The following is a 22,459-nucleotide window of genomic DNA, read 5'->3' as shown; positions in this document are numbered from 1 at the left end:
GTTGTCGGCGTTGCGGTCGCCGTCCGGATGGACGTAGGCGCCGAAGGGCGTGATGTACCACCGGTTGTCGTAGTACTGGTCCGCTGCGAAAGTGGTCTGCGCAAGGCAGGCACCATACGGAAGAGCAAGCACGCAGCAAGCTGCAAGGGTGCGTCGGTCGAACATGAAAGCCTCCTCACGGAGTAGTTGGAAGGCCAGTGTTGGTGAGAGCTTCAATCGAAGCCAATAAGCCGAAAGATAGATGGGGCCATCCGGAAATCGGCGTATACGCCACTGGCCTTGACCCTGATGCGCGGACGGGATGGGACTTGATTCTCAAGTGAACTACCTCTTCCATAGGGATCAGGTGTCCGCGAAATCGGGTCAACTTTTAAAGCGAGGCGTCACGCTCTCAGTGCACGTTCCGTTTCAATTTTCAGCATAAGTGGCGCGTCGGCAACGTTGAACGGTTGATGTCCCAGGAAGTGGTGTAAGTCTTTTTACTCGCTGCGCGGCAAGGCGGCTGCAATTGCCCCGTTTGGTCCCGCGGACCCAGGCGTGGCGTGCCAGCGAGGGTGCGGGCGTCGTGTGCCAGGTGGGCGAGGGCGTCAAGCAGGCCCAACCTGTGCGATCAGGGCAACACTACTCCCTGGACAGGCCGTCAAGCTCAAGCTCGACGAGCTGATCACCAGGCGCTACCGCATCGAGGAAGCCCCGCAGGCCTTCGACGACCTGGCGCAAGGCTGCAATGCGCGCGGCGTGATCGTCTTTGACTGATGCTCGTTGCGCGCCGGCATTCTTGCGGCGCCGGCAAGGGTCGCTGCAGCTGAATGGCCGAAGTGCGCCTCGGCTTCAGGCTGCAGCGCATTTCCTGACCGTGTCCCAGGTCCGGGTGGTCACATCCGTGCCGAAGGTCTTTTCGATCAGCGCCATGAATACGGGACCCTTTGGACCGGGAACGTAGGCGCTGAAGATCTCCTGGTTCTTCATGCAGAGGATGCGCGCATCGTCCTTCTCCAGCGGGAGAGACAGCCTGGCAGGATGCGCGGTGCGCAAGAAGGTGACAACCCGCTTGGCGCCTGCCGGCAAGTCGAACGCTGCGTACGGATCCGCATCGAGCAGATCGCGTAACGACTGGGACGAGCGCACGATGGTTTGAAATGCCCGGTCGAGATGCTGCGTCATCGCCGCTTCGACCTTGCGTTCCAGCGCAGGCGCCGATACGGCGCGCGTGTCGAACACGACGTTGCCGCTGGCAAGCACCGTCTTGACGTTGGTGAATCCGGCGCTTTCGAAGCAACGCTTCAGCTCTGGCATCTTCGCGTTCATCGGGCTCACGCCGCGAAGCAATGCGACGTAGCGTGGCACTTCAGATGTCTTCCAGCAGCGCGTAGGGCAGTGGTTCCACCGTCAACGAGGGGCCATCGGCCGAGCGCGCATGCAGGCCGCCGGCATCGATCGCGGCGATCTGGATCGAGATCAGCGCGGCCCAGCCACCGTCCGGCGACGGGGCGGCCTGTGCCACCTTGCCGACGGGTTGTTCCCGATCATTGGCGGCAAAGACTTCCTGGCCAGCCGCGACCTCGTCGCTGGCCTGCACGAGATAGGTGCGTCGCTTCAGCGTCCCTCGGAACTGGCTGCGCGCGACGACCTCCTGGCCCGGGTAGCAACCCTTCTTGAAGTTCACGCCGCCGACCGATTCGTAGTTGATCATCTGTGGCACGAAAGCGTCGACCACGGGCGTAGTCAAAGTGACGATCCCGCTGCGGACTTCGCCCCATTGCCAAAGCGACGGGTCCAGCGTGGTGCCGTGGGGCGGGGCGCTGCCTGCGGGCGCGATCCACAAGGCACGCGGAATGCCGTCGGACGGATAGAGCGTCACCGCGCTCGCGTCACCCACCATGCTGTGGCGACCCGGGGGCGACCCGGCATCGATACCGTTGGCTGTCAGTGCCGAGCCGGCCAAGCCGTAAAGCACATATTCATCGCTCGCATCGCTCAGCTTTGCCTTGGCACGCAGCACGAACATCGAAAGGCGCTTGAGCGTGGCGGCGAGGATGTCCCGGCTGCACACCAGCAGGATGCGCTCGGGCTGCGGCCGGATGCCGATGAAACTCGCGATCGCACGCCCCTTGGCCGTGCACAGGGCGGCCAGGCGCGCTTCCGAATCGTCGAGCAATGCGAAATCCTGGGTCAGCTGGCCATGCAGGAAGCTGGCGGCATCGGGACCCTCGGCGCGAATGACACCGAGGTGGGAGAGGGCGGTCACGCCATTCAGAACGACAGAGGTCATCGCTGAATTATCATGGCCGACCCCGTTCCGCTCGGTCCGCAGGGCTTCATTCCACAACTTTCAGTTCGCTTCCTTCGTCGGATCCCGTGCGCCGCTTCTTTCTCACGCTCTTTCTGCTGGCTGCCTTCGTCGTACTGGGCCTCGGCGCCGCCGGCCTCTGGTGGGTCAACCAGCCGCTCAAGCTGCCGGCACCCAACGTCGACCTGTCGGTCGAGCCCGGCACCACGCCTCGCGGCATCGCGCAGGCCGTCGCCGATGCCGGTGTGGACGTGCCGCCCCAGCTTCTCTATCTGTGGTTCCGCTTTTCGGGCCAAGACCGACAAATGCGCGCCGGCAGCTACGAATTGGAGCGCGGCATCACCCCGCGAACGCTGCTCAGCGTGCTCGTCCGCGGCGAGGAAGCGACGCGAAGCCTGGTGCTGGTCGAGGGCTGGAATTTCCGGCAGGTGCGCGCCGCGCTGGCCAAGGCCGAGCAGTTGAAACCCGATACGGTAGGGCAGACCGACGAGGAAGTGATGACGAGGCTCGGAAGGCCGGGCCTGCATCCCGAAGGCCGCTTCTTCCCTGACACCTACACGTATTCAAAGGGTTCGACCGACTTCGCCTTGCTGCAGCGCGCCATGCGCGCGATGGACAAGAAGCTCGAAGCCGCCTGGGCGGCCCGCACCGCCGACCTGCCGCTCAAGACGCCGGACGAGGCACTGATCCTCGCCAGCATCGTCGAGAAGGAAACGGGCAAGGCGCAGGACCGATCGGAGATCGCCGCGGTCTTCATCAACCGGCTGCGCATCGGGATGCCGCTGCAGACCGATCCGACCGTCATCTACGGGATGGGCACGCGCTTCGAAGGCAATCTGCGCAAGAAAGACCTCCAGACCGACTCGCCCTGGAATACCTATCTGCGCAACGGATTGCCGCCCACGCCGATCGCGATGCCGGGCAAAGCGGCGCTGCTCGCGGCCGTGCAGCCGGCGCAAAGCAAGTCGCTGTACTTCGTCTCCCGCGGCGACGGCACCAGCCAGTTCAGCAGTTCGCTCGACGAGCACAACCGTGCGGTCAACCGCTACCAGCGGGGCGCCGACCCGAATCAGCGGAGCGGGCAATGAAGGGACTCTTCCTGACACTCGAAGGCATCGACGGTGCCGGCAAATCCAGCCACATCGACGCACTCGAGGCGCTGTTCAAGGCGCAGGGCCGTGAGGTGACACGCACCCGCGAACCGGGCGGCACGCCGCTGGCCGAGACCTTGCGGTCGCAGATCCTCGAACAGCCGATGGACGCGCTGACCGAATCGCTGCTGGTTTTCGCGGCGCGGCGCGACCACGTCGTGCGCGTGATTGAACCGGCGTTGGCGCGCGGCGACGTCGTGCTCTGCGATCGCTTCACGGACGCGACCTTTGCCTACCAAGGGGCAGGGCGCGGGTTCGATCCGGCCGTGCTTTCGACGCTCGAACAATGGGTGCAGGCGCAACCGGATTCCGGCACGCAGGCGCTCCTGCAACCCGACATCACCGTGTGGTTCGACCTGCCGCCCGAAACGGCAGCCGAGCGACTGGCCGGCGCGCGCCTGCCGGACAAGTTCGAGTCGCAGCCGGTCGAGTTCTTCCGGCGGGTTGCAGCGGGCTATGCGCAGCGCGCAGCCGCTGCGCCGCGCTTCGTTCGCATCGATGCGAACCAGTCGCGGGAGCACGTCTGGCAGCAGATCGAAGCGGCGCTGGCCGAGCGCGGGCTCGTGGCCTCCGACAGCGGAGGTGCGCCATGAACGCGGAGTCGCTTTCGCCCTGGTTGCGCAAGCCGCTCGCGGACCTGCTGCGCCAGCGCGGCCACGCGTGGCTGCTGCAAGGGCCATCGGGACTCGGCCAATACGAACTCGGCCTGGCGCTCGCGGCAGCGTGGCTGTGCGAGCAGCCGGAAGAAGCCGGTGGCGCCTGCGGGCACTGCCCGAGTTGTCACGCGATCCAGGTGCGTACGCACGCCGACCTGTGCGTGCTCATGCCCGAAGTGGCGATGCAGGAACTGGGCTGGCCGCTGGACGAAAAATCACAGGCCGACATCGACGACAAGAAGCGCAAGCCCAGCCGCGAGATCCGCGTCGAGGCGATGCGCGACGCCGTCGGCTTTGCCCAGCGCACGAGTGCACGGGGCCGCGGCAAGGCAGTGCTGGTCTATCCGGCGGAACGGATGAACACGATCACCGCGAACGCGCTCTTGAAGACGCTGGAAGAGCCCGTCGGCGATGTCCGGTTCGTGCTTGCCAGTGAAGCTGCGTGGCAACTGCTGCCGACGATCCGCAGCCGCTGCCTCGGTTTCACCTTGCCGTGGCCCGAGGGCGACGAGGCGCGCGCCTGGCTGATCGGGCAGGGCATTCCGGAGCCGGATGCCCCCGGGCTCCTGCGCGCCGCCGGCGGCCGGCCCAGCGATGCGCTGCGGCTGGCCGGGCAGGGCCAGTCGCCCAGGGCCTGGAGCCTGTTGCCAAAGGCCTTGTCGCGCGGCGACGTGAGCGCCCTGGCGGACCACGCGCCGGCCCAGGCCATCGGCGCGCTCCAAAAGCTTTGCCATGACCTCATGGCGACCGACAGCGGCGCCGCGCCCCGTTTCTTCGAAGCTTCCGATTTGCCGCCAGCACCGTCCAGGGTGGCACTGGCCCGCTGGTCGAAGTCGCTGGCGAATGCGGCAAAAACCGCAGAACACCCCTTCAATGCGGGCCTGATGCTCGAGGCGCTTGTGAGCGAGGCGCGAACCACCCTAAACTCGGGACGCCGTCGCCCATGAACACTCCAGCAGCCCCCACCCCGTCCGCGCCCGCCCGACCCAGCGTCATCCAGTTGGCCATCAAGGAAAAAGGCGCGCTCTACGCGGCCTACATTCCGCTGTTCGCCGAGGGGGGGATCTTCATTCCGACCTCGCGCGAGTACCGGCTCGGCGACGACGTCTACGTGCTGCTCACGCTGCCCGAGGATCCGCAACGTTATCCGGTCGCCGGCAAGGTCGCCTGGATCACGCCGGCGCGCGCCGCCGGCAATCGGGCGCCGGGCGTCGGCATCCGCTTCCCGTCCGATGACAAGTCGCGCCAACTCAAGGCCCGCATCGAAGAGGCGTTGGGTGGCACGATGGCATCCGATCGCCCGACCCAGACCATCTGAGTCCCGTCCCCTGCGACGCGGACCGCACGCGGTGCGGATGCACCGCCATTCTCGAGAATTCCGCGATGTTCACAGACTCCCACTGCCACCTGACTTTCCCCGAGTTCGCGGACCAGATGCCGCAAATCCGCGCCGCGATGGCTGCCGCCCAGGTCGACCGGGCACTCTGCATCTGCACCACGCTGGAAGAATTCGCCGATGTGCAGGCCTTGGCGTCCGGTTATGACAACTTCTGGGCCTCCGTAGGCGTCCATCCGGACAACGAAGACATCCCCGAGCCCACCGTGGAGGATCTCGTGAGCCGTTCGGCGCTGCCGAAAGTGGTGGCCATCGGCGAGACCGGCCTGGACTACTACCAGATGGAAGAACGCAAGGGCGGCCGAAGCATCTCCGATCTGGAATGGCAGCGCGACCGCTTCCGCGTCCATATCCGCGCCGCCCAGCAGACTCGGAAGCCGCTCGTGATCCATACGCGCCAAGCCTCGGCCGACACGCTGGCAATCCTGAAGGAGGAGGGCGAGGACGGCACCGGCAAGGCAGCCGGCGGCGTCTTCCATTGCTTCACTGAAACCGCCGAGGTGGCTCGCGCCGCGCTGGACCTCGGTTTCTACATCTCCTTCTCGGGCATCCTGACCTTCAAGAAGGCGCAGGATCTCCGTGACGTGGCGGCTTTCGTCCCGCTGGATCGGATGCTGATCGAGACGGACAGCCCTTACCTCGCGCCGGTGCCATACCGCGGCAAGACCAACAACCCGTCGTATGTGCCCTACGTCGCGCAGCAGATCGCCCAGCTGCGCAACTTGCCGGTCGAGACGATCGCGAAGGCGACCAGCGACAATTTCGAGACCCTGTTCGACGGGGTAAAGTCATGATAAATCACTTGAAGAAGTTTCTGTATCTTGCTGTTTTTGCAGTATCTTTATCAACTCACGCTGGATCGTTCGAAGATTTCTTTCGGGCCGTGCGCTCCGATAACGCGGGCGGCGTGAAGAGCCTTCTCGACCGCGGATTCGACCCTAACACCCGCGACGATAAAGGCCAGACGGGGTTGCTGATCGCAGTGCGCGAGCCGTCGCCGAAAGTGATCCAGGTGTTGCTGGCTTCGCCGAAGACCGACGTCGAGGCGCGCAATGCCAAGGATGAGAGTCCGCTGATGCTCGCGGCCATCAAGGGCCAGCAAGACCTCGTGACCCAATTGATCGAACGAGACGCAGACATCAACAAGCCCGGCTGGACGCCGCTGCATTACGCGGCGACCAACGGCCACACGGCCATCATGCAGTTGCTGCTGGACAAGGACGCCTTCATCGATGCGCAATCGCCCAACGGCTCAACGCCCTTGATGATGGCCGCGATGTATGGGTCGACCGCAGCGGTGAAGCTGCTGCTCGACGAAGGCGCCGATCCGCACATGAAGAACCAGCTCGGAATGACCGCCACCGACTTCGCCCAGAAGGCGAATCGTCCTGATGCGGTGCAGTTGCTGGGTGCAGCAGTGCGGGGCAAGAAACCCAGCGACGGGAAGTGGTGAAGCGCTTTTCCCGGCCTCCGGCTCGTGCTATCTGCGCGCAGCCTTGAGCACGTCTGCAATCATGAAAGCCAATTCCAGGCTCTGCGACCCATTCAGGCGAGGGTCGCAGGCGCTGCGATAGCGCGCCGACAATCCCTCGTCCGTCAACGCTTGCGCGCCTCCGCGGCATTCCGTGACGTCCTGGCCCGTCATCTCGAAGTGCAGGCCCCCCGGATACGTGCCCTCCTGGCCATGCGCGGCAAAGAAGCCTCGTAGTTCCTGGAGGATGCGTTCGAAGTCGCGCGTCTTGTAGCCGTTGGTCGAGGTCACCGTGTTGCCGTGCATGGGGTCGCAGCACCACACCGGCGTGCGGCCAGCGCGGTGCACGGCGCGCAGCAGCAGCGGCAGTCGCTCGGAGACCTTGTCGCTTCCCATGCGTGCGATCAACACAAGCCGGCCGGGCTCCTGATCCGGGTCGAGCACGTCCATGAGTCGCAGCACGTCATCCGGGCTGGCCGACGGTCCCAGCTTGACGCCGATCGCGTTGCCGACGCCACGCAGGTACTCGACATGGGCACCGTCGATCTGGCGGGTGCGCTCGCCCAGCCAGAGCATGTGGGCCGAGCCTCCGTACCATTGGCCGGTCCGCTCGCTGAAGCGGGTCAGCGCTTCCTCGTATTGCAGGTGCAAGGCCTCGTGCGAGGTGTAGAACTCCACCGCATGCAGCTGTGGTGCCCGTGAGGCGTCGAACCCACAGGCCTCCATGAACGCCAGCGACTGGGTGATTCGATCCGCGAGTTCCTCGAAGCGCTCGCCCTGAGGGCTCGATCGGACGAAGTCCGCGGTCCACCTGTGCACCTCGTGCAGGTCGGCAAAACCGCCCTGGGCCAGGGCGCGTAGCAGGTTCAGCGTGGTCGCGGAGTGAGAGTAGGCGGTGAGGAGTCGATGGGGGTCCGGCTGCCGTGCCTGCGCCGTGAATGCACTGGCGTTGATGATGTCTCCGCGGTAGGAGGGCAGCGTCGCTCCCTCCTGCGTTTCCAGGTCGGAGGAGCGCGGCTTGGCGAACTGGCCGGCAATGCGCCCCACCTTCACCACGGGGCAGGCCGCGGCGTAGGTCAGCACGACGGCCATCTGCAGAATCACGCGGAAGGTGGATTCCACAGGCTCCTGTCCGAACTCGTCGAAGCTCTCAGCGCAATCGCCGCCCTGCAACAGGAAGGCCTCGCCCCGGGATACGGCCGCGAGGCGTTCGCGCAGCTGCGAAATCTCGCCGGGAAAGATGAGCGACGGCAGGGCAGAGAGGCGCCGCTCAGCCTCCTGCAGCGCATCCGTGTCGGGATACGACGGCATCTGCAGTGCGGTGCGACCTCTCCAGGTGGAGGGGCGCCAATCTTGCAACTGGATCATGGATGGAACTCCGTGCCTCGCCGATTAGACCAGAGCAGCCAGCGATAGCGACAGGATGCGACTTCCTCCAGCCGGCGCTACCATGAGTTCACGCGGTTGTCACAAACGGCGCATACCGTTCGCGCCACATCAAAGAGGAGAACCCTTCATGCGCCCTCTGAAGAACGCCTGTGTCGCTCTGCTTGGCATCGGAACGCTGATCGCAGCCACCACGACCGTGGTGGCCCACGAAGAGAACGGGCGCCGTCGCGCCGACAACGCGCCGCTGGTGATCGGACACCGGGGTGGCGCCAACGGCTATCTGCCCGAACACACGCTGGAAGCCTATTCCCTCGGCATCGCGCTCGGCGCCGACTACATCGAACCCGATCTGGTCGCCACAAAGGATGGTCACCTGATCGCGCGCCACGAGCCCAATCTGATCGACACCACCAACGTCAAGAGCCTGCCCCGGTTCGCTGACCGCCGGCGCACCGTCATGGTCGACGGCGTTGCAACGGACGGCTTCTTTGCCAGTGACTTCACGCTCGGCGAGATCAAGCAATTGCGGGCCGTCCAGTCGTTCCCGGAACGCGACCAGTCGTTCAACGGCAAGTTCCAGATCCCGACGCTGGCCGAGGTCATCGACCTGGCAAAGCGAAAGTCGCGGGAAGAGGGGCGTCGCATCGGGATCTATCCCGAGACCAAGCATCCGACCTACCACCAGAGCATCGGGTTGCCCCTGGAGGATCGTCTGCTGGGCGTGTTGAGCGCCGCGGGCTGGAACAACCGCAATGCGCCCGTCTTCATCCAATCCTTCGAGACCGCCAACCTGCGTTACCTGCGCGGCAAGACCAGCGTGCGGCTGATTCAACTGGTCGATGCCAACGACGTGAAGCCCGACGGCTCGCTGGATTTCAGCAAACCCTATGACAAGCCGTACGACTGGGTGGTTTCCAACCGCGACGGCCTCTTCAAGGATCTGTTGACACCGCACGGCCTGCAGGAAGTCAAAGGGTATGCGGACGGCATCGGCCCTTGGAAGCCCTATCTCATCTCGAGCGCGTGCAAGTCGGTGCAGGGCGGTGCATGCGTCGACGTCACGGGCGATGGCCTCGTCGACGATCGTGACCGGGTCCTGCTGCCGCCCACCGACGTGATCGCCAATGCACATCGCCTGGGCCTGCTCGTCCATCCCTACACGTTCCGTAGCGAACAGAAGCGGCTGACCGGCAGTTTCGAAGGCAATGCGGTCAACGAATACCTCGCGTTCTACGAGGCCGGAGTCGATGGCCTGTTCAGCGACTTCGCCGACACCGCCGTCGCCGCACGCGCGATGTTCCTGCTCAAGCACGACCCCGACTACGCGGCTTGCCTCGTCAATGCACGCAAGTGCGAAAGAAGCAACGACTGACCTGGAGCTGTCCGCGCGTACGCAAGCGCCTGATTGGCGTGCCTGCATTGAGGGAGAATCGATGCATGCGCATGTCAATCCAAGAACTCGCATCGGCCGCCGAACAGCGGCGTTCAGAGCGACATCGGCGACAACAGGAAGCGTTCGAGGGGATCGATCTCGATGTGCTCGAAGAAATGCATCGGATGCCATCGATCGATGCCGACCTTCGTGCGGATCTGGCCGACTGGATCGTGCAGGTCAAACGGCAGGTGAAGGTCGATCTCGACCAGAAAGAGGTGAACGCGAGTTCACTGGAGCGTCTGGCGCTGCCCGTCATGGTGGTCGTTTTCGGGGTCGGGAACTGGGTTGCTCAAACGCTGGAGCTGAGCAGGTCGACCTTGGTCCTGCTGCAGATCGTGGCCTTCGGCGTCTGCGCTACGCTGTGGTGGATCGCCAGGTCAGAGGCTCTCGAGGCCATCAAGAGCGTCAGGAAGCGCCAAGCCTTTCTTGGCAAGGTGGAGTAAAATCGCTCCATTCATAGGAGGTTTCTATGAGCCAGGAAAACATCCTCGTTCTTGCCTTTGGCATTCTGGTAGCCGGTAGCGGTATCGGGGTACTGGTACGCGGAATCCTGAACTCGCGCAAGATGCGGCGCGAACTGGAGTCTGGTCACTCTCTCTGAGGGCGGTCTCCCAGCCTTTTCCCCATCCAAACGGACCTCTCGAGGTCCGTTTGCTTTTGGGGCGCGTGCCGGCAGCGCTACCGATGGGGCAACAGCAGTCCGCGCTGCGTCAACGAATTGCGAATGTGCAGCATGTCTCCCGCTTCGACGTCGATACCTCTTGGGCGCGGCGTCTTGCACGTGAAGCTCTCGGCACTGTCGAGGTCGCCGCCATTCTCGTAAACGGCTTGCGCCGGGTACGGGCACACCGGCCGCTGACGAACCACGTTTCCAGTGGCGTCGAACGCGGACGCGACGATCTTCTCCGGCGCCACGCCTTGCTCCACCCACTTCATCACGGCGCTGACCACGTGCGTGTCGGCATTGCGGAACGCCTTCGGCGGCTCCGGTGCGCCGCCGCCGATCGCGCTCGGGCCGGTGCTGCCGCCGCAGTGGCCCACGGCGGGCAGCATGAACAGGCGGTGGTACTCCCGCACCTTGCGCCCGAACGCGAGCGCCGTGGCCTCGACGGCCTGCGGTGACAGGTCGTCGATGAGCCTGTCGGCCACCCTGGGTGGCAGAGACTTCAGCCATTCGAACTGGGTGAGCGCGTAGTAGTAGCCGATCGATCCGTCGGGCGGGACGACCGAGTCGTTCCAGCCGTGGTACTGGATGATCTTGCCACCACGCCGCGTGAATGCGCGCAGGTCCGGACTGGGCGCCGCGGTGACGGGCGTCAGCGTCTGCTTCACGACGTCGTACACGTTGGAGAAGTTGATGTCGCGCCGCCAGTCGAATGGCGGACTCTCCTGCGAGTACACATAGTGGCCGATGAACGGACCATACCCACCGTTGTCGGCGAACAGAGGACTCCAGTCGGCCTCCGAGCCCAGTCGCGCACCGGTGTAGCGCTGCACGCCGGCTTCGCTGGTGGTTCCCGCGTACATGGCCTTGAAGACCGCAAGCTCCGGCGCAGTGAGCGTGCCGTCGCCGCTCGGCCCAAGGTTGTCGATGTCGAATCGGCATGCGCGCGGATTGGTGATCTGCCCGTCGGTCGCACCGTCGAGCGCATCGCAGGCCTGCAGCACGCGTTGCGTGACCGCTTGACGCTTTGCCGTGCTGACCGAAGGCGGCCCGAACGGGGCGCTCGGCGTCAGGTTCTTGCCCGTCCAGAGCAGCCACATCAGCAGGTCGGGGTAGAAGTTCGACGGCGCACCGGCCACGATGCCGTCGAAAAGCTCCGGATAGTTCTGGGCCATCATGAACGCCTGCCGCCCGCCGTTGGAGCAACCTTCGAAGTACGAGTACTTGACCGGCTCGGCATAGAACGCGTTGCTCAACGCCTTGGCGGCCGTCGCCACCGAGTAGTGCGCTCGCAGGCCCCAGTCCTTGACCTTCTCGGGGCGGTTGAGTGTCCAGGTTGCCGATTCGCCGCCGTCGTGGCCCATGTTGCTGCCCGCGCTCACGATGCCGTCGGCCACGTCCTGCGCAAGCCTTGCATACGGAATGGAGCCTGCATAACCCCCGGTGCCGTTGACCTTCATGCGCCTGTTCCAGTCGCCCGCAGACGGTGGCAGCCACACCTCGAACTTGATCTCCGAATCGGAGGAGGGCCGGGCGATGCCCAGTACTCGGCAGAATTGGATTGCAACCGATGCACCGCCGATTACCGCGGGGGGATCGGTCAGGGTTGCCGAAGTGATCGTCGCGTCCGCAGTGGTGACGGCCGTCAGGCTAGGGCAGTCCCAGGCGGCCTGCGCCGTACCGGTCAAGGCTGCGATGCCCAGGACGCACGCCTCGCGCAGGCCAGGTGCGGTGCGAGGCCTGATCCGAAGCACTGTGATGGCTCGATTCATCTTGCTCGTCTCCTTCATGGCGGTGACGTGAGGCGCGGTTCAGCACAGGGGCGCGAGTCTGCTCCGCTCACGCGCAACCAGGAAACAGGGGGTTGTACTTAAGCAGAAGGTTCGACGATGGGTGCGTAGGTGGGCCTAAGCCAACACCGCCACCAAGCTGGCGACGCCGATGCCGACCGCCGCCAGCGCATCGCCGGCGATCAACCCTCCACCAAACAGCGAAGCACTGCTCATGTCCTCCGGCACATCGCGCCGAGCGGGCACACGCGCCGCCCACAGGCTGCCTGCAACCCCGCCCGCGCCAAACCACAGGGACGTAGGCAGGTTGACGAAGCCGCCGAAAGACAGCGCATAGGGCGAAGGCAACACGATGGCATCGAGCACGAAGGTGTGCGGGCGCAGCCACTTGCGAAGTACCTCCAACGCCACGCCGGCCGCAATGCCCACGCCAATGGCTGTCCGCTGGAACGGCAGGTCTTCGGTCAGGCTGCGTAGCACGCCCACGAACTTGTACGTCATGGCCGAGCTCCACGCGGCCGGTTGCTGGTCGGCCTTCAGCACCGTCTGATCCTGCAGCAGGACCGGATAGGCCGCCATGAACAGCCGCGCGAAGACCACCGCCAGCATGGCGCCCACGACGATGCCCAGCACCTGGTAGCGGAACTGCATCACGCGTGGAGTGCCGAGTCGCCAGCCGGTGGAGCGGTCCTGCTGCATGTCGCAGGCCACGCTGGTCGCCACCAGCAACACCGCGCCGGCCATCAGGCCCACGCCGGGGTCGCGCAAGCCCAAGGCGGCGAGGATGACGATCGTCACGACGAATGCGGAAGAGATGGGATTGGAGTCGCTGACGCCGACCGAGATGCCGTTGACCAGCGCAAAGAGAAAGACCAGCGTCACCGCGACCACGAGGTAGAGAAGGGGCTGTCCCAGGAGCCAATGGCCGCTGGCCACGGTGGCGGCCGCCCAGAAAAGCACCCACCCCACGAGGTGCGTTCGGTCGATGCGCCGCCAGTCGTCGGCGACTGGCGGCGGCGCTTTGCGTTCATCGTGCCGCTGCGCGCGCGGCAGGGCTCGCGCGAAGATCAGCGCCATGTCCACCAGCGCTGCGCCCATGATCGTTCCCAGTGCAATGAGGAACATGATCTTGCGCGGCGGGTCGCCGGTCTGTAGCCAGCCGATCGAGACGAAGTACGGTTGCAGTGCCACGCCGATCACGCCCCCCATCACCGCCGGGATGCCGATGCGCGCGCCGACGACGAGTCCCGCGCCGAAGGTGGACGCGGAGAGTCCGATGGCGCCCAGCAACGGCAGGCGGGCCGAAGCGAGTCCCGCCATCAATCCGACAGTCAATCCACCACCCAGTTGCCGCACCGAGCGACGCAACAACATGGGGTCGGTCAGCGCGCGCAGGATGTTGGCGACCGCAAGCCCGGAAGGGAAGGCCAAGCGCATGCGGTCCACCAACACTGGCGTATAGAGCATGCCGACGCCGACGCCGAACATGCCGACACAGGCCAGGTACAGCACCATCTGCCAGGCCGGCGGCTGCGGCAGGCCCATCCACGCCATGGCCTGGAGCAGCACGCCCATCCCGCTCATGCTGGCGACCGAGGCGGCTGCAGTCTGGATGTAGTTGGCCCCGTGGCGCCCGGCCGCGCCGTAGCCCGCGGTGACGGCGGAGCCGAGCAGGCCCGCCAGGACCTGGCCGCCCACGAAGAAGCCGAGCGAGAAATTCATGTAGGCCGCAGTCACCCCGGCCAACGGTCCCAGGACCAACATGCCCGTACCCGCCAGGAGCAGGTGGTAACGCCAGCTGCCCTCGATGGGCAACCAGCGCCAGCGGGCACCTTGGTCTGGGTGGGGAGACCTCAACCCACCGCTGCCGCCAGCGTCGCGTTGAGCGTTGCGCTGGGTCGCATCACCGCTTCGGTCTTGCCCGCGTCTGGCAGGTAGTAGCCGCCGATGTCGGCCGGCTTGCCTTGCACGGCAGCCAACTCGTCCACGATCTTCTTTTCATTGGCTGCCAGCGCCTCGGCGAGCGGCTTGAAATGAGCGGCCAGTTCCTTGTCTTCGGTCTGGTCGGCCAGGGCCTGGGCCCAGTAGAGAGCCAGGTAGAAGTGGCTGCCCCGATTGTCGAGCTGACCGGTCTTGGGCGAGGGACCCTTGTTGTTGTCCAGCAATTTGCCCGTGGCAGAGTCGAGTGTCTTGGCCAGTACCTTGGCCTTGGCGTTGTTGTTCTTGATGCCCAGGTCTTCCAGGCTCACGGCCAGGGCGAGGAACTCACCCAGTGAATCCCAGCGCAGGTGGTTCTCTTCCACCAGTTGCTGCACGTGCTTGGGCGCTGAGCCGCCGGCACCCGTTTCGTACATGCCGCCGCCGGCCATCAGCGGCACGATGGACAGCATCTTGGCCGAGGTGCCCAGTTCCATGATGGGGAACAGGTCGGTCAGGTAGTCGCGCAGGATGTTGCCGGTGGCACTGATGGTGTCCAGCCCGCGCACCACGCGCTCCAGCGTGTAGCGCATGGCGCGCACCTGGCTCATGATCTGGATGTCCAGACCGGCGGTGTTGTGCTCGTGCAGGTACATCTTCACCTTGGTGATGAGTTGCGCCTCGTGCGGCCGGTAGGCGTCCAGCCAGAACACGACCGGCATGCCGGAGTTGCGAGCGCGCGTGACGGCGAGCTTGACCCAGTCGCGGATGGCGGCGTCCTTGACCTGGCACATGCGCCAGATGTCGCCAGCCTCGACGTTCTGGCTGAGCAGCACCTCGCCCGTGTTGAGGTCGGTGATATTGGCCACGCCGTCTTCGGTGATCTCGAAGGTCTTGTCGTGCGAGCCGTATTCCTCGGCCTGCTGGGCCATCAGGCCGACGTTGGGCACGGTGCCCATGGTCTTGGGGTCGAAAGCGCCGTGCCACTTGCAGAAGTTGATCATCTCCTGGTAGATGCGGGCGAAGGTGCTCTCGGGCATGACGGCCTTCACGTCCTTCAGTCGGCCGTCGGCGCCGTACATCTTGCCGCCGTTGCGGATCATCGCGGGCATGGAAGCATCCACGATCACGTCGTTGGGCGAATGGAAGTTGGTGATGCCCTTGGCGGAATCCACCATGGCCAGTTCGGGGCGGTTCTCGTGGCAGGCGTGCAGGTCGCGCCGGATCTCGTCTTGCGTGCTTTGGGGCAGGGTGGCGATCTTGTTGTACAGGTCGACCATGCCGTTGTTGACGTTGACGCCCAATTCATCGAACAACTTGGCGTGCTTTTCGAAGGCCTCGCGGTAGAAGATCTTGACGCAGTGACCGAACACGATGGGGTGCGACACCTTCATCATGGTGGCCTTCACGTGCAGCGAGAACATCACGCCGGTCTTGTGGGCGTCCTGGATCTGCCGCTCGTAGAAGTCGACCAGTTCCTTCTTGCTCATGAACATGGAGTCGATCACCTCGCGCTCGAGCAGGGAGACCTTCGGCTTGAGCACGATGGCCTTGCCGCTCTTGGTGATCAGCTCCATCTTTACGTCGCGGGCCTTGTCGAGCGTCATCGACTTTTCGCCGTGATAGAAGTCGCCGTGGTGCATGTGCGAGACGTGCGAACGCGACGCCTGGCTCCACTCGGCCATACTGTGCGGATTCTTGCGGGCGAATTCCTTCACCGCATTGGGCGCGCGACGGTCGGAGTTGCCCTCGCGCAGCACCGGGTTCACCGCGCTGCCGATGCACTTGTTGTAGCGCGCACGGATCTCTTTCTCCTCGTCCGACTTCGGGTTTTCGGGGTAGTCGGGAATCTTGTAGCCCTTGTCCTGCAGTTCCTTGATGGCCGCCTTCAGCTGGGCCACCGAAGCGCTGATGTTGGGCAGCTTGACGATGTTGGCGTCGGGCCGCAGCGTCAGCTTGCCCAGTTCCGCCAGGTTGTCGGGCACGCGCTGCGCCTCGGTCAGTGCTTCAGAAAACTGGCCCAGAATGCGGGCGGCCACCGAGATGTCGCTGGTCACGACGTCGATGCCCGCCGGTGCGGCGAAGGCCTTGACGATGGGCAGCAGCGAGGCGGTCGCGAGGCGAGGGGCCTCGTCGGTGAGGGTGTAGATGATCTGGGAGCTTTTGGCGGTCATGGCAGCCTTGGGATGGGTTGAACAACGCAGTGCCGCCCGCCAGCATGGCAGACGGGGTTGCGAACTGCCGAACTTTAGCAAGTTGAGACGGGAGTTTCCGGCGTCGCGAAGTTTTGGGAGCTCTGACCACCTTTGAAGCAGGTCTCGCGCGTGACTTCGGGCGAAAGTCCGGGCTCCTAGAATCGCCGACCTCTATTCAGGGGGAACCGACCGTGACCGCACCCTTTCCGACAGTGCCCGCCTTGTGCGGGCCGCTGCGCCAGCCTCGGCAGATGCTGGCAGACCAGCGCTACGACGGCCATAAATCGATCCATGACGATGCCATGGCCGAAGGGCTGGGACTGCGCGCGGGGCCGATCGAAGGACCCACGCATTTCAGCCAGTTCGATCCGCTGCTGTATCACGTGTTCGGCAAGAGCTGGTTCGAAACCGGCTGCATCAGCGCGCACTACCAGAACATGGTGGTGGAGGGCGAGGAGGTCCGGGCTTTCGCACAGCCGGATCCCGCGCAGCCCCATTTCGTCCGCATCCACGCGGAAAAGCGCGACGGCACGCCGGTGCTGACCGGTACGGCGTCCGTCGGCGACGCCGATGGTCTGCCGCACGAACTGCGGCTGCGCATCGCCAAGTTGCGCCCGCCGACGGGCTTGGTGATCAATCGCGACCTCAAGGTCGGGCAGCGCGGCGCGGTGGTCGAGAAGGCCCGCATGGGCTTCGATACTCACATGGGCGACCACTATCCGTTCACCCTGGCCGACAAGCTCAAGGTCATCACCGAGCCGAGTCCGTGGTACACGCGGGAGTCGGGTGCCGAATCGCCCTGGGGGCGCCCGATCATCCCGACCGAGATGATCAGCGTGCTGCTGGGCTCAACATCTGCTCAAGCAGGCCTGAGCGGGCGCAAGCCAGCGGTCGGGCTCTTCGCCGGCCAGGAGATCCGCCTCATCAACGGGCCGCTCTTCGTCGACCAGGACTACGAGCTCGAGCGCGAGATCATCGCGCTCAGTGAGAGCGCACGCACCGAATCGATCTGGGTCCGCACCCGCGTCTTCGATGCGGCATCGCACACGTTGGTGGCTGAAATGATCCTCAACGGCGCGGTGATGAAAGCGTCCTACCCGGCCTACGAAAGCGAGGCGCGCGCGTTGGCCGGGCTCAAGGACTGAGCGGCTTCGTTCGAAGCTTCACGCTGCCTGTTTTTGGGGCAACGCGTGGGGAGCCAAGCCTGGAGTCGATCCATGAGGTTCTTCATCGCGTTGTCCACAGGTCTGTCCACGGGGGAGGTGGAGAACATTGCGGGCGCGGGAATTCAGGCCCCCGATCGCGCTCCGACACGTCGCGCACGCCAAGTCAGGCCTTGCTTCCTTTGTTCGGTTCAGAGCTGGACTTGCTCGGATCGGTGGTCACGAATTCTTTCGAAAGGCCGCGCCCGCCGCAGACCAAGCTCCGACAGTTGATACGAATACAACAACAATGTATATTATGTCAAATGATGGATCGTGCGATATAGGGAATGGCAGGCGCTGCACCCCACCCCGCCTGCCACCATTGCGGCCACGGTCCGTCAACGTGGGAATGCACTATGGGCGTCATAGGCAAAGCATTTGCCCTATTCGTGCGTGCAGCACCAGAATGCACAGTTCCCATCAATGAACTGGAGACTCCCCATGACCCAGAATCCCGAAGCCAAGTGCCCCGTCCACCATGCAGTGGGCCGCGGCACCGTCAATCACCACTGGTGGCCCAACCAGTTGCGGGTCGACCTGCTTCACCAGCATTCCTCCAAGTCCGATCCGATGGGTAAGGACTTCGACTACGCGAAGGAGTTCAAGAGCCTCGACTACGAGTCGCTGAAGAAGGATCTGAGTGCGCTGATGACGGACTCCCAGGACTGGTGGCCGGCGGACTTCGGCCATTACGGGCCTCTGTTCATCCGTATGGCCTGGCACAGCGCCGGAACCTACCGTACCGGCGACGGGCGTGGCGGCGGCGGCCGGGGCCAACAACGCTTTGCGCCGCTCAATAGCTGGCCCGACAACGTCAACCTCGATAAGGCTCGGCGCCTGTTGTGGCCGATCAAACAGAAGTACGGCCGCAAGATCTCGTGGGCCGACCTGATGATCCTGACCGGCAACGTGGCCCTGGAGTCCATGGGCTTCAAGACCTTCGGGTTCGCCGGCGGCCGCCCGGACACATGGGAACCCGACCAGGACGTCTACTGGGGCAACGAGACCACCTGGCTCGAAGACAAGAGATACACCGGCGACCGCGACCTGGAGAACCCGCTCGCGGCCGTGCAGATGGGGCTGATCTACGTCAACCCCGAAGGCCCGAACGCCAACGGCGACCCGGTCTCGGCGGCTCGGGACATCCGCGAGACTTTCGCCCGCATGGCGATGAACGACGAGGAAACCGTCGCCCTGATCGCCGGCGGCCACACCTTCGGCAAGACCCACGGCGCGGGTCCGGCGACGCTCGTCGGCTCAGCACCTGAAGCGAATGATCTGGAAGAAATGGGCATGGGCTGGAAGAGCACCCACGCCAGCGGCATGGCTGGGGACGCGATCGGTAGCGGCCTGGAAGTCACCTGGACCCAGCAGCCGACGAAGTGGACCAACCTCTTCTTCGAGAACCTGTTCAAGTTCGAATGGGAGGCGGTCAAGAGCCCGGCTGGTGCTGGACAGTGGCAGGCCAAGAACGCACCAGCTGACATTCCGCATGCGCACGACCAGTCGAAGAAGCGGCTGCCGACCATGCTGACCACCGACCTCTCGCTGCGCTTCGACCCAGCCTACGAAAAGATCTCCCGGCGCTTCCTCGAGAACCCCGACCAGTTCGCCGACGCCTTCTCGCGCGCCTGGTTCAAGCTGACCCACCGCGACATGGGTCCGCGCTCGCGCTACCTGGGCCCGGAAGTGCCGAGCGAAGAGCTGATCTGGCAGGACCCGATCCCGAAGGTCGATCATCCCCTGATCGACGACAAGGATGCCGCGGCTCTCAAGGCCAAGATCCTGGCCTCGGGCCTGTCGGTCTCGGACCTCGTGCTGACGGGCTGGGCGTCGGCCTCCACCTACCGCGGCTCCGACATGCGCGGCGGCGCCGACGGCGGCCGCATCCGCCTGGCGCCACAGAAGGACTGGGAAGTCAACGAGCCGGCCAGGCTGGCCAAGGTGCTCCAGACGCTGGGAGGCATCCAGGGCGAATTCAACAAGGCGCAATCCGGCGGCAAGAAGATCTCGATGGCCGACCTGATCGTGCTGGCCGGCTGCGCCGGCGTTGAGCAAGGCGCCAAGAACGCAGGTCATAGCGTGACGGTGCCCTTCACCCCCGGCCGCATGGATGCGTCGCAGGAGCAAACCGACGTGGAGGCCATGAAGGTGCTCGAGCCGGTGGCTGACGGCTTCCGCAACTACCTCAAGAAGGACTATGCGATTCCCGCCGACGCGCTGCTGATCGACAAGGCCCAACTGCTGACGCTGACGGCGCCCGAGATGACGGTGCTGGTGGGCGGCATGCGCGCGTTGGGCGCCAACGTCGGCGCCACCAAGCACGGCATCTTCAGCCAGAAGGAGCACGCGCTGACCAACGAGTTCTTCGTCCGCCTGCTTGACCTGAACACGACCTGGAAGGCCGTGCCCGGCGAGAACAACGTGTACGAGGGAGTTGACCGCAAGTCGGGCGAGCGCATGGGCAGCGCGACGCGCGTGGACCTGGCCATCGGCTCCAATTCAGTGCTGCGCGCTCTGGCCGAGGTCTACGGCAGTTCGGACGCGCAGGAGAAGTTCGTGAAGGACTTTGTCTCTGCGTGGACCAAGGTGATGAACCTTGGCCGCTTCAACGTGGTTTAGACAATCCTCGTTAACTGGACCTGACAGGAGGCCAACGAAAGGTTGGCCTCCTGCCTTTTCGCAAACTGACGCCGCTACGCCTATGCAGCCAAGCGCGCAGGAGACAACGATGACGGCCAGCTATGTGGAAATACAAGGCGCCCAGGCGGATATTGACCTCTGGGATGGGTTGATCACGGATCAAAACGCCCTCATCGGCGTCATGATGCAAAAGATGTCCCAAGCCGGATGCACGGATGCAGCATGGCTCGACGAGCGAATCACGGAGGCGGAAAGTATCGAGAATCGCTTGGTCGTCGGACTCGACCGCGCCCAGCGCCGATTGCGGGCATTGATCTAGACATCCCGCTTGGCGGAGATCAGCCTAGAACCGGAACTCGACGGAACGATGTCCTCCGCCGACGGCGACCGTGCGGGTTTGCCGCTTCTTCCCCTGAGGTTCAGCCTCGACTGTGTAGCGGCCATCCGGCAGGTCGATGAGGCAGATCGGACCCCTGAGGAACATGGCCCCTGTCAAGCGAACCGATACTGCGCCCTCCCCCAGCTACGGAGCCCCCACCTTGTCAAGCACCGTCCGCGTCGTCATCAATGCCCGTGACCAGTTGGGTGAGACACCGTTGTGGTGTCCGCGCACCGACAAGGTCTGGTGGATCGACATCGAGCGGCCCAGGCTCCAGTCATTCGACGAACGCACCGGAAAGCATGAAGTCCATCCGTTCGAGAGCACCTTCGCGGGTAGTCTTGCGTTGCATCGCGAAGGCGGGTTTGTCGTCGGACTCGACAACAGTCTTCATCGGTTCGAACCCGCGACTTCGACCTTGAACCGGCTCGTCGAAGTGGAATCCGCCGACAAGCGCACGCGATTGAACGACGGCCGCTGCGACCGGCGCGGCCGCCTGTGGATCGGCACCATGGACGCGGCCATCCAGGAGCCACTCGGAAGCTTCTATCGCGTGGATCCTTCGGGCGCCGTGCACCGGCTGTTCAACGACATCATCGTGACCAATTCGGTCACGACCTCACCCGATGATCGAACGCTGTACATGTCCGACACGCGGCGTTTCAAGATCTGGGCGTTCGACCTCGATCCTGACGATGGCGTTCTGTCCAATCGCCGGGTCTTCGCCGACTACGCGAGCGAAAAAGGAAGGCCCGACGGCGCCTGCGTGGACAGCGACGGATGCGTCTGGAATGCCGTGTTTGCCGGGCATCGCGTGATCCGCTATACGCCCACCGGCAAGGTCGATCGCGTAATCGAGCTTCCGGTGACGAACCCGACGTGCGTGTGCTTTGGCGGCCCGGACCTGAGCACCCTCTACATCACCACGGCGACCAAGATGATCGCGCCAGAGATCCTCGCCAATGAACCGCTGGCAGGCGCACTCCTGGCGCTGGATGTCGGTATGAAGGGCCTGCCCGAAGCGATGTTCGGCGCAGCGGACTAGCGGCCGGTCTTGGCGCGCCGTTTGGTGACGATGTTGCCCCAGGTGCCGACGTTGGCCGACTTCAGCAGCGCAGAGGAATTGCCTGACACCACGAGTTCCTCCGCGGCAGCCAGAAGTGCCGGGCCGAACTGGATCATCCGCTTCAGGGTGAGCCGGGCCGAGGGGCCGGCGATGATGACGACGCCCGTCGTGGATTCGTTGGCGCGCTTGATGGGCGCGGCCATCGAACTCATCCCGGGCGCATAGGCGTCCTGGATGATGCTGAAGCGGCGCTTGCGATGCTCGTCCAGGATCTTGAGTAGCGCCTTCATGCTCGTGGGTGCATTGGGACCGAAGTCCTTCGGCTCGCCGATACCCTGCCGCGAGACGTATTCGATCGCCACGTCTTCCGGCAAGGTCATGAGCCACGCCTGCCCTGCCGCGCTGCATGACAGTCTCAAGTCGATGCCCATGTCGGGGTCATACAGCAAGCCGGATTTCGCGCCCTGGGCCTTGGCGACGAGTGTCAGCCGGTCGCCATCCACGATTGCGAGGCGCACGAGCTCGCCGGTGGCTTGTGCCAGTCGATCGATCACCGGCTGGGCAATGTCGAGAACGCCTGACTTGCTCAGGAAGCTGAGTCCCATCGACGCCATCTTGGTGGTGAGCGCGTAGTCGCCTCGCTGCGGCATCTGGCGCACATAGCCGTAGCGAATGAGTTCCTGCAGCGCACGGTGACAGCCGCTGCGCAACTGGTTCAGGTCCGTGGAGATCTGCACGAGGGCGACACCGTCGGGGTAATCGGTGAGGTATTCGAGGATGTCCAGCGATTTTTCGAGAGCTCCGCTCATGAA

20 protein-coding genes are annotated in these 22,459 nt (G+C 64.5%); 13 read left to right on the top strand and 7 right to left on the bottom strand.

Annotation, left to right across the window (positions count from 1 at the left end; translation table 11 throughout):
- Nucleotides 1-831: 831 nt before the first annotated feature.
- A complete protein-coding gene (locus tag QTI04_RS11565; RefSeq protein ID WP_286598407.1) occupies nt 832-1,347 on the bottom strand; it encodes a DUF1697 domain-containing protein in 516 nt (171 codons plus the stop codon).
- Between the two features lies 1 nt (nt 1,348).
- Nucleotides 1,349-2,272: a folate-binding protein YgfZ gene (locus QTI04_RS11560; protein WP_286598409.1), complete on the bottom strand. Its 924-nt coding sequence runs from the start codon at nt 2,270-2,272 to the stop codon at nt 1,349-1,351.
- Nucleotides 2,273-2,358: 86 nt separating this feature from the next.
- Here QTI04_RS11560 and mltG point away from each other — a divergent pair, with 86 nt between their 5' ends.
- The 6 genes from mltG to QTI04_RS11530 all read left to right on the top strand — a co-directional run bounded on the left by mltG (nt 2,359) and on the right by QTI04_RS11530 (nt 6,946).
- Nucleotides 2,359-3,378: an endolytic transglycosylase MltG gene (mltG, locus tag QTI04_RS11555; RefSeq protein WP_286615728.1), complete on the top strand. Its 1,020-nt coding sequence runs from the start codon at nt 2,359-2,361 to the stop codon at nt 3,376-3,378.
- Nucleotides 3,375-4,034 carry a dTMP kinase gene (tmk, locus tag QTI04_RS11550; RefSeq protein WP_286598412.1) on the top strand — a complete coding sequence of 220 codons (660 nt, stop codon included), beginning with the start codon at nt 3,375-3,377 and terminating at the stop codon, nt 4,032-4,034. The genes mltG and tmk overlap by 4 nt, the downstream gene beginning before the upstream one ends.
- Complete coding sequence (locus QTI04_RS11545) at nt 4,031-5,044, top strand: DNA polymerase III subunit delta' (RefSeq protein WP_286615726.1); 1,014 nt, start codon at nt 4,031-4,033, stop codon at nt 5,042-5,044. The genes tmk and QTI04_RS11545 overlap by 4 nt, the downstream gene beginning before the upstream one ends.
- On the top strand, nt 5,041-5,415 hold the full coding sequence (locus QTI04_RS11540) for a PilZ domain-containing protein (protein ID WP_214685382.1): 375 nt from the start codon (nt 5,041-5,043) through the stop codon (nt 5,413-5,415). Before QTI04_RS11545 ends, QTI04_RS11540 begins: the two co-directional genes overlap by 4 nt.
- A gap of 65 nt (nt 5,416-5,480) precedes the next feature.
- Nucleotides 5,481-6,287: a TatD family hydrolase gene (locus tag QTI04_RS11535; protein ID WP_286615724.1), complete on the top strand. Its 807-nt coding sequence runs from the start codon at nt 5,481-5,483 to the stop codon at nt 6,285-6,287.
- Nucleotides 6,284-6,946: an ankyrin repeat domain-containing protein gene (locus tag QTI04_RS11530; RefSeq protein WP_286615722.1), complete on the top strand. Its 663-nt coding sequence runs from the start codon at nt 6,284-6,286 to the stop codon at nt 6,944-6,946. Before QTI04_RS11535 ends, QTI04_RS11530 begins: the two co-directional genes overlap by 4 nt.
- Nucleotides 6,947-6,973: 27 nt before the next feature.
- On the opposite strand, the gene QTI04_RS11525 is transcribed toward QTI04_RS11530, so the two are convergent.
- On the bottom strand, nt 6,974-8,332 hold the full coding sequence (locus tag QTI04_RS11525; protein WP_286615721.1) for a class II 3-deoxy-7-phosphoheptulonate synthase: 1,359 nt from the start codon (nt 8,330-8,332) through the stop codon (nt 6,974-6,976).
- Nucleotides 8,333-8,480: 148 nt separating this feature from the next.
- Between QTI04_RS11525 and QTI04_RS11520 the strand changes: the two genes are divergently transcribed.
- The 3 genes from QTI04_RS11520 to QTI04_RS11510 all read left to right on the top strand — a co-directional run bounded on the left by QTI04_RS11520 (nt 8,481) and on the right by QTI04_RS11510 (nt 10,389).
- Nucleotides 8,481-9,725 (top strand): glycerophosphodiester phosphodiesterase, encoded by a 1,245-nt coding sequence (locus QTI04_RS11520; protein WP_286615720.1) that lies wholly within the window; start codon nt 8,481-8,483, stop codon nt 9,723-9,725.
- 71 nt (nt 9,726-9,796) lie between these two features.
- A complete protein-coding gene (locus QTI04_RS11515) occupies nt 9,797-10,231 on the top strand; it encodes a hypothetical protein (protein WP_286615718.1) in 435 nt (144 codons plus the stop codon).
- Between the two features lie 26 nt (nt 10,232-10,257).
- Nucleotides 10,258-10,389 (top strand): hypothetical protein, encoded by a 132-nt coding sequence (locus QTI04_RS11510; RefSeq protein ID WP_286615716.1) that lies wholly within the window; start codon nt 10,258-10,260, stop codon nt 10,387-10,389.
- A gap of 77 nt (nt 10,390-10,466) precedes the next feature.
- Here QTI04_RS11510 and QTI04_RS11505 read toward each other — a convergent pair whose 3' ends face one another.
- The 3 genes from QTI04_RS11505 to QTI04_RS11495 all read right to left on the bottom strand — a co-directional run bounded on the left by QTI04_RS11505 (nt 10,467) and on the right by QTI04_RS11495 (nt 16,333).
- Nucleotides 10,467-12,224 (bottom strand): tannase/feruloyl esterase family alpha/beta hydrolase, encoded by a 1,758-nt coding sequence (locus tag QTI04_RS11505; RefSeq protein WP_286615714.1) that lies wholly within the window; start codon nt 12,222-12,224, stop codon nt 10,467-10,469.
- 135 nt (nt 12,225-12,359) lie between these two features.
- A complete protein-coding gene (locus QTI04_RS11500; RefSeq protein WP_286615713.1) occupies nt 12,360-14,006 on the bottom strand; it encodes an OPT/YSL family transporter in 1,647 nt (548 codons plus the stop codon).
- An 89-nt stretch (nt 14,007-14,095) separates the two neighbouring features.
- On the bottom strand, nt 14,096-16,333 hold the full coding sequence (locus tag QTI04_RS11495) for an NADP-dependent isocitrate dehydrogenase (RefSeq protein ID WP_286598425.1): 2,238 nt from the start codon (nt 16,331-16,333) through the stop codon (nt 14,096-14,098).
- A gap of 212 nt (nt 16,334-16,545) precedes the next feature.
- Between QTI04_RS11495 and QTI04_RS11490 the strand changes: the two genes are divergently transcribed.
- The 4 genes from QTI04_RS11490 to QTI04_RS11475 all read left to right on the top strand — a co-directional run bounded on the left by QTI04_RS11490 (nt 16,546) and on the right by QTI04_RS11475 (nt 21,626).
- Entirely contained in the window at nt 16,546-17,499 is a 954-nt protein-coding gene (locus QTI04_RS11490; RefSeq protein ID WP_286615712.1) for a hypothetical protein, read from the top strand.
- Nucleotides 17,500-18,000: 501 nt separating this feature from the next.
- Complete coding sequence (gene katG / locus QTI04_RS11485; RefSeq protein ID WP_286615711.1) at nt 18,001-20,181, top strand: catalase/peroxidase HPI; 2,181 nt, start codon at nt 18,001-18,003, stop codon at nt 20,179-20,181.
- A gap of 109 nt (nt 20,182-20,290) precedes the next feature.
- On the top strand, nt 20,291-20,521 hold the full coding sequence (locus QTI04_RS11480) for a hypothetical protein (RefSeq protein WP_286598430.1): 231 nt from the start codon (nt 20,291-20,293) through the stop codon (nt 20,519-20,521).
- Nucleotides 20,522-20,741: 220 nt separating this feature from the next.
- Nucleotides 20,742-21,626, top strand: a complete 885-nt coding sequence (locus QTI04_RS11475) for an SMP-30/gluconolactonase/LRE family protein (RefSeq protein ID WP_286615709.1) — start codon at nt 20,742-20,744, stop codon at nt 21,624-21,626.
- Here the strand turns inward: QTI04_RS11475 and QTI04_RS11470 are convergent.
- Nucleotides 21,623-22,456, bottom strand: a complete 834-nt coding sequence (locus QTI04_RS11470; protein ID WP_286615707.1) for an IclR family transcriptional regulator — start codon at nt 22,454-22,456, stop codon at nt 21,623-21,625. The two genes, QTI04_RS11475 and QTI04_RS11470, sit on opposite strands and share 4 nt — an antisense overlap.
- Nucleotides 22,457-22,459 lie beyond the last annotated feature (3 nt).

This window comes from Variovorax sp. J22R115, from assembly GCF_030317005.1.
In the GTDB taxonomy this organism is placed as follows: domain Bacteria; phylum Pseudomonadota; class Gammaproteobacteria; order Burkholderiales; family Burkholderiaceae_C; genus Variovorax.
Note: the sequence above shows the minus strand (reverse complement) of the source record. Positions and strands in the feature narration are given on the sequence as shown.

Coding starts and splice junctions, on each gene's coding strand:
- QTI04_RS11560 (WP_286598409.1), bottom strand. CDS start 2,272: ATGACCTCTGTCGTTCTGAATGGCGTGACCGCCCTCTCCCACCTCGGT.
- tmk (WP_286598412.1), top strand. CDS start 3,375: ATGAAGGGACTCTTCCTGACACTCGAAGGCATCGACGGTGCCGGCAAA.
- QTI04_RS11545 (WP_286615726.1), top strand. CDS start 4,031: ATGAACGCGGAGTCGCTTTCGCCCTGGTTGCGCAAGCCGCTCGCGGAC.
- QTI04_RS11540 (WP_214685382.1), top strand. CDS start 5,041: ATGAACACTCCAGCAGCCCCCACCCCGTCCGCGCCCGCCCGACCCAGC.
- QTI04_RS11535 (WP_286615724.1), top strand. CDS start 5,481: ATGTTCACAGACTCCCACTGCCACCTGACTTTCCCCGAGTTCGCGGAC.
- QTI04_RS11530 (WP_286615722.1), top strand. CDS start 6,284: ATGATAAATCACTTGAAGAAGTTTCTGTATCTTGCTGTTTTTGCAGTA.
- QTI04_RS11525 (WP_286615721.1), bottom strand. CDS start 8,332: ATGATCCAGTTGCAAGATTGGCGCCCCTCCACCTGGAGAGGTCGCACC.
- QTI04_RS11520 (WP_286615720.1), top strand. CDS start 8,481: ATGCGCCCTCTGAAGAACGCCTGTGTCGCTCTGCTTGGCATCGGAACG.
- QTI04_RS11515 (WP_286615718.1), top strand. CDS start 9,797: ATGTCAATCCAAGAACTCGCATCGGCCGCCGAACAGCGGCGTTCAGAG.
- QTI04_RS11510 (WP_286615716.1), top strand. CDS start 10,258: ATGAGCCAGGAAAACATCCTCGTTCTTGCCTTTGGCATTCTGGTAGCC.
- QTI04_RS11505 (WP_286615714.1), bottom strand. CDS start 12,224: ATGAATCGAGCCATCACAGTGCTTCGGATCAGGCCTCGCACCGCACCT.
- QTI04_RS11500 (WP_286615713.1), bottom strand. CDS start 14,006: ATGTTGGTCCTGGGACCGTTGGCCGGGGTGACTGCGGCCTACATGAAT.
- QTI04_RS11495 (WP_286598425.1), bottom strand. CDS start 16,333: ATGACCGCCAAAAGCTCCCAGATCATCTACACCCTCACCGACGAGGCC.
- katG (WP_286615711.1), top strand. CDS start 18,001: ATGACCCAGAATCCCGAAGCCAAGTGCCCCGTCCACCATGCAGTGGGC.
- QTI04_RS11480 (WP_286598430.1), top strand. CDS start 20,291: ATGACGGCCAGCTATGTGGAAATACAAGGCGCCCAGGCGGATATTGAC.
- QTI04_RS11470 (WP_286615707.1), bottom strand. CDS start 22,456: ATGAGCGGAGCTCTCGAAAAATCGCTGGACATCCTCGAATACCTCACC.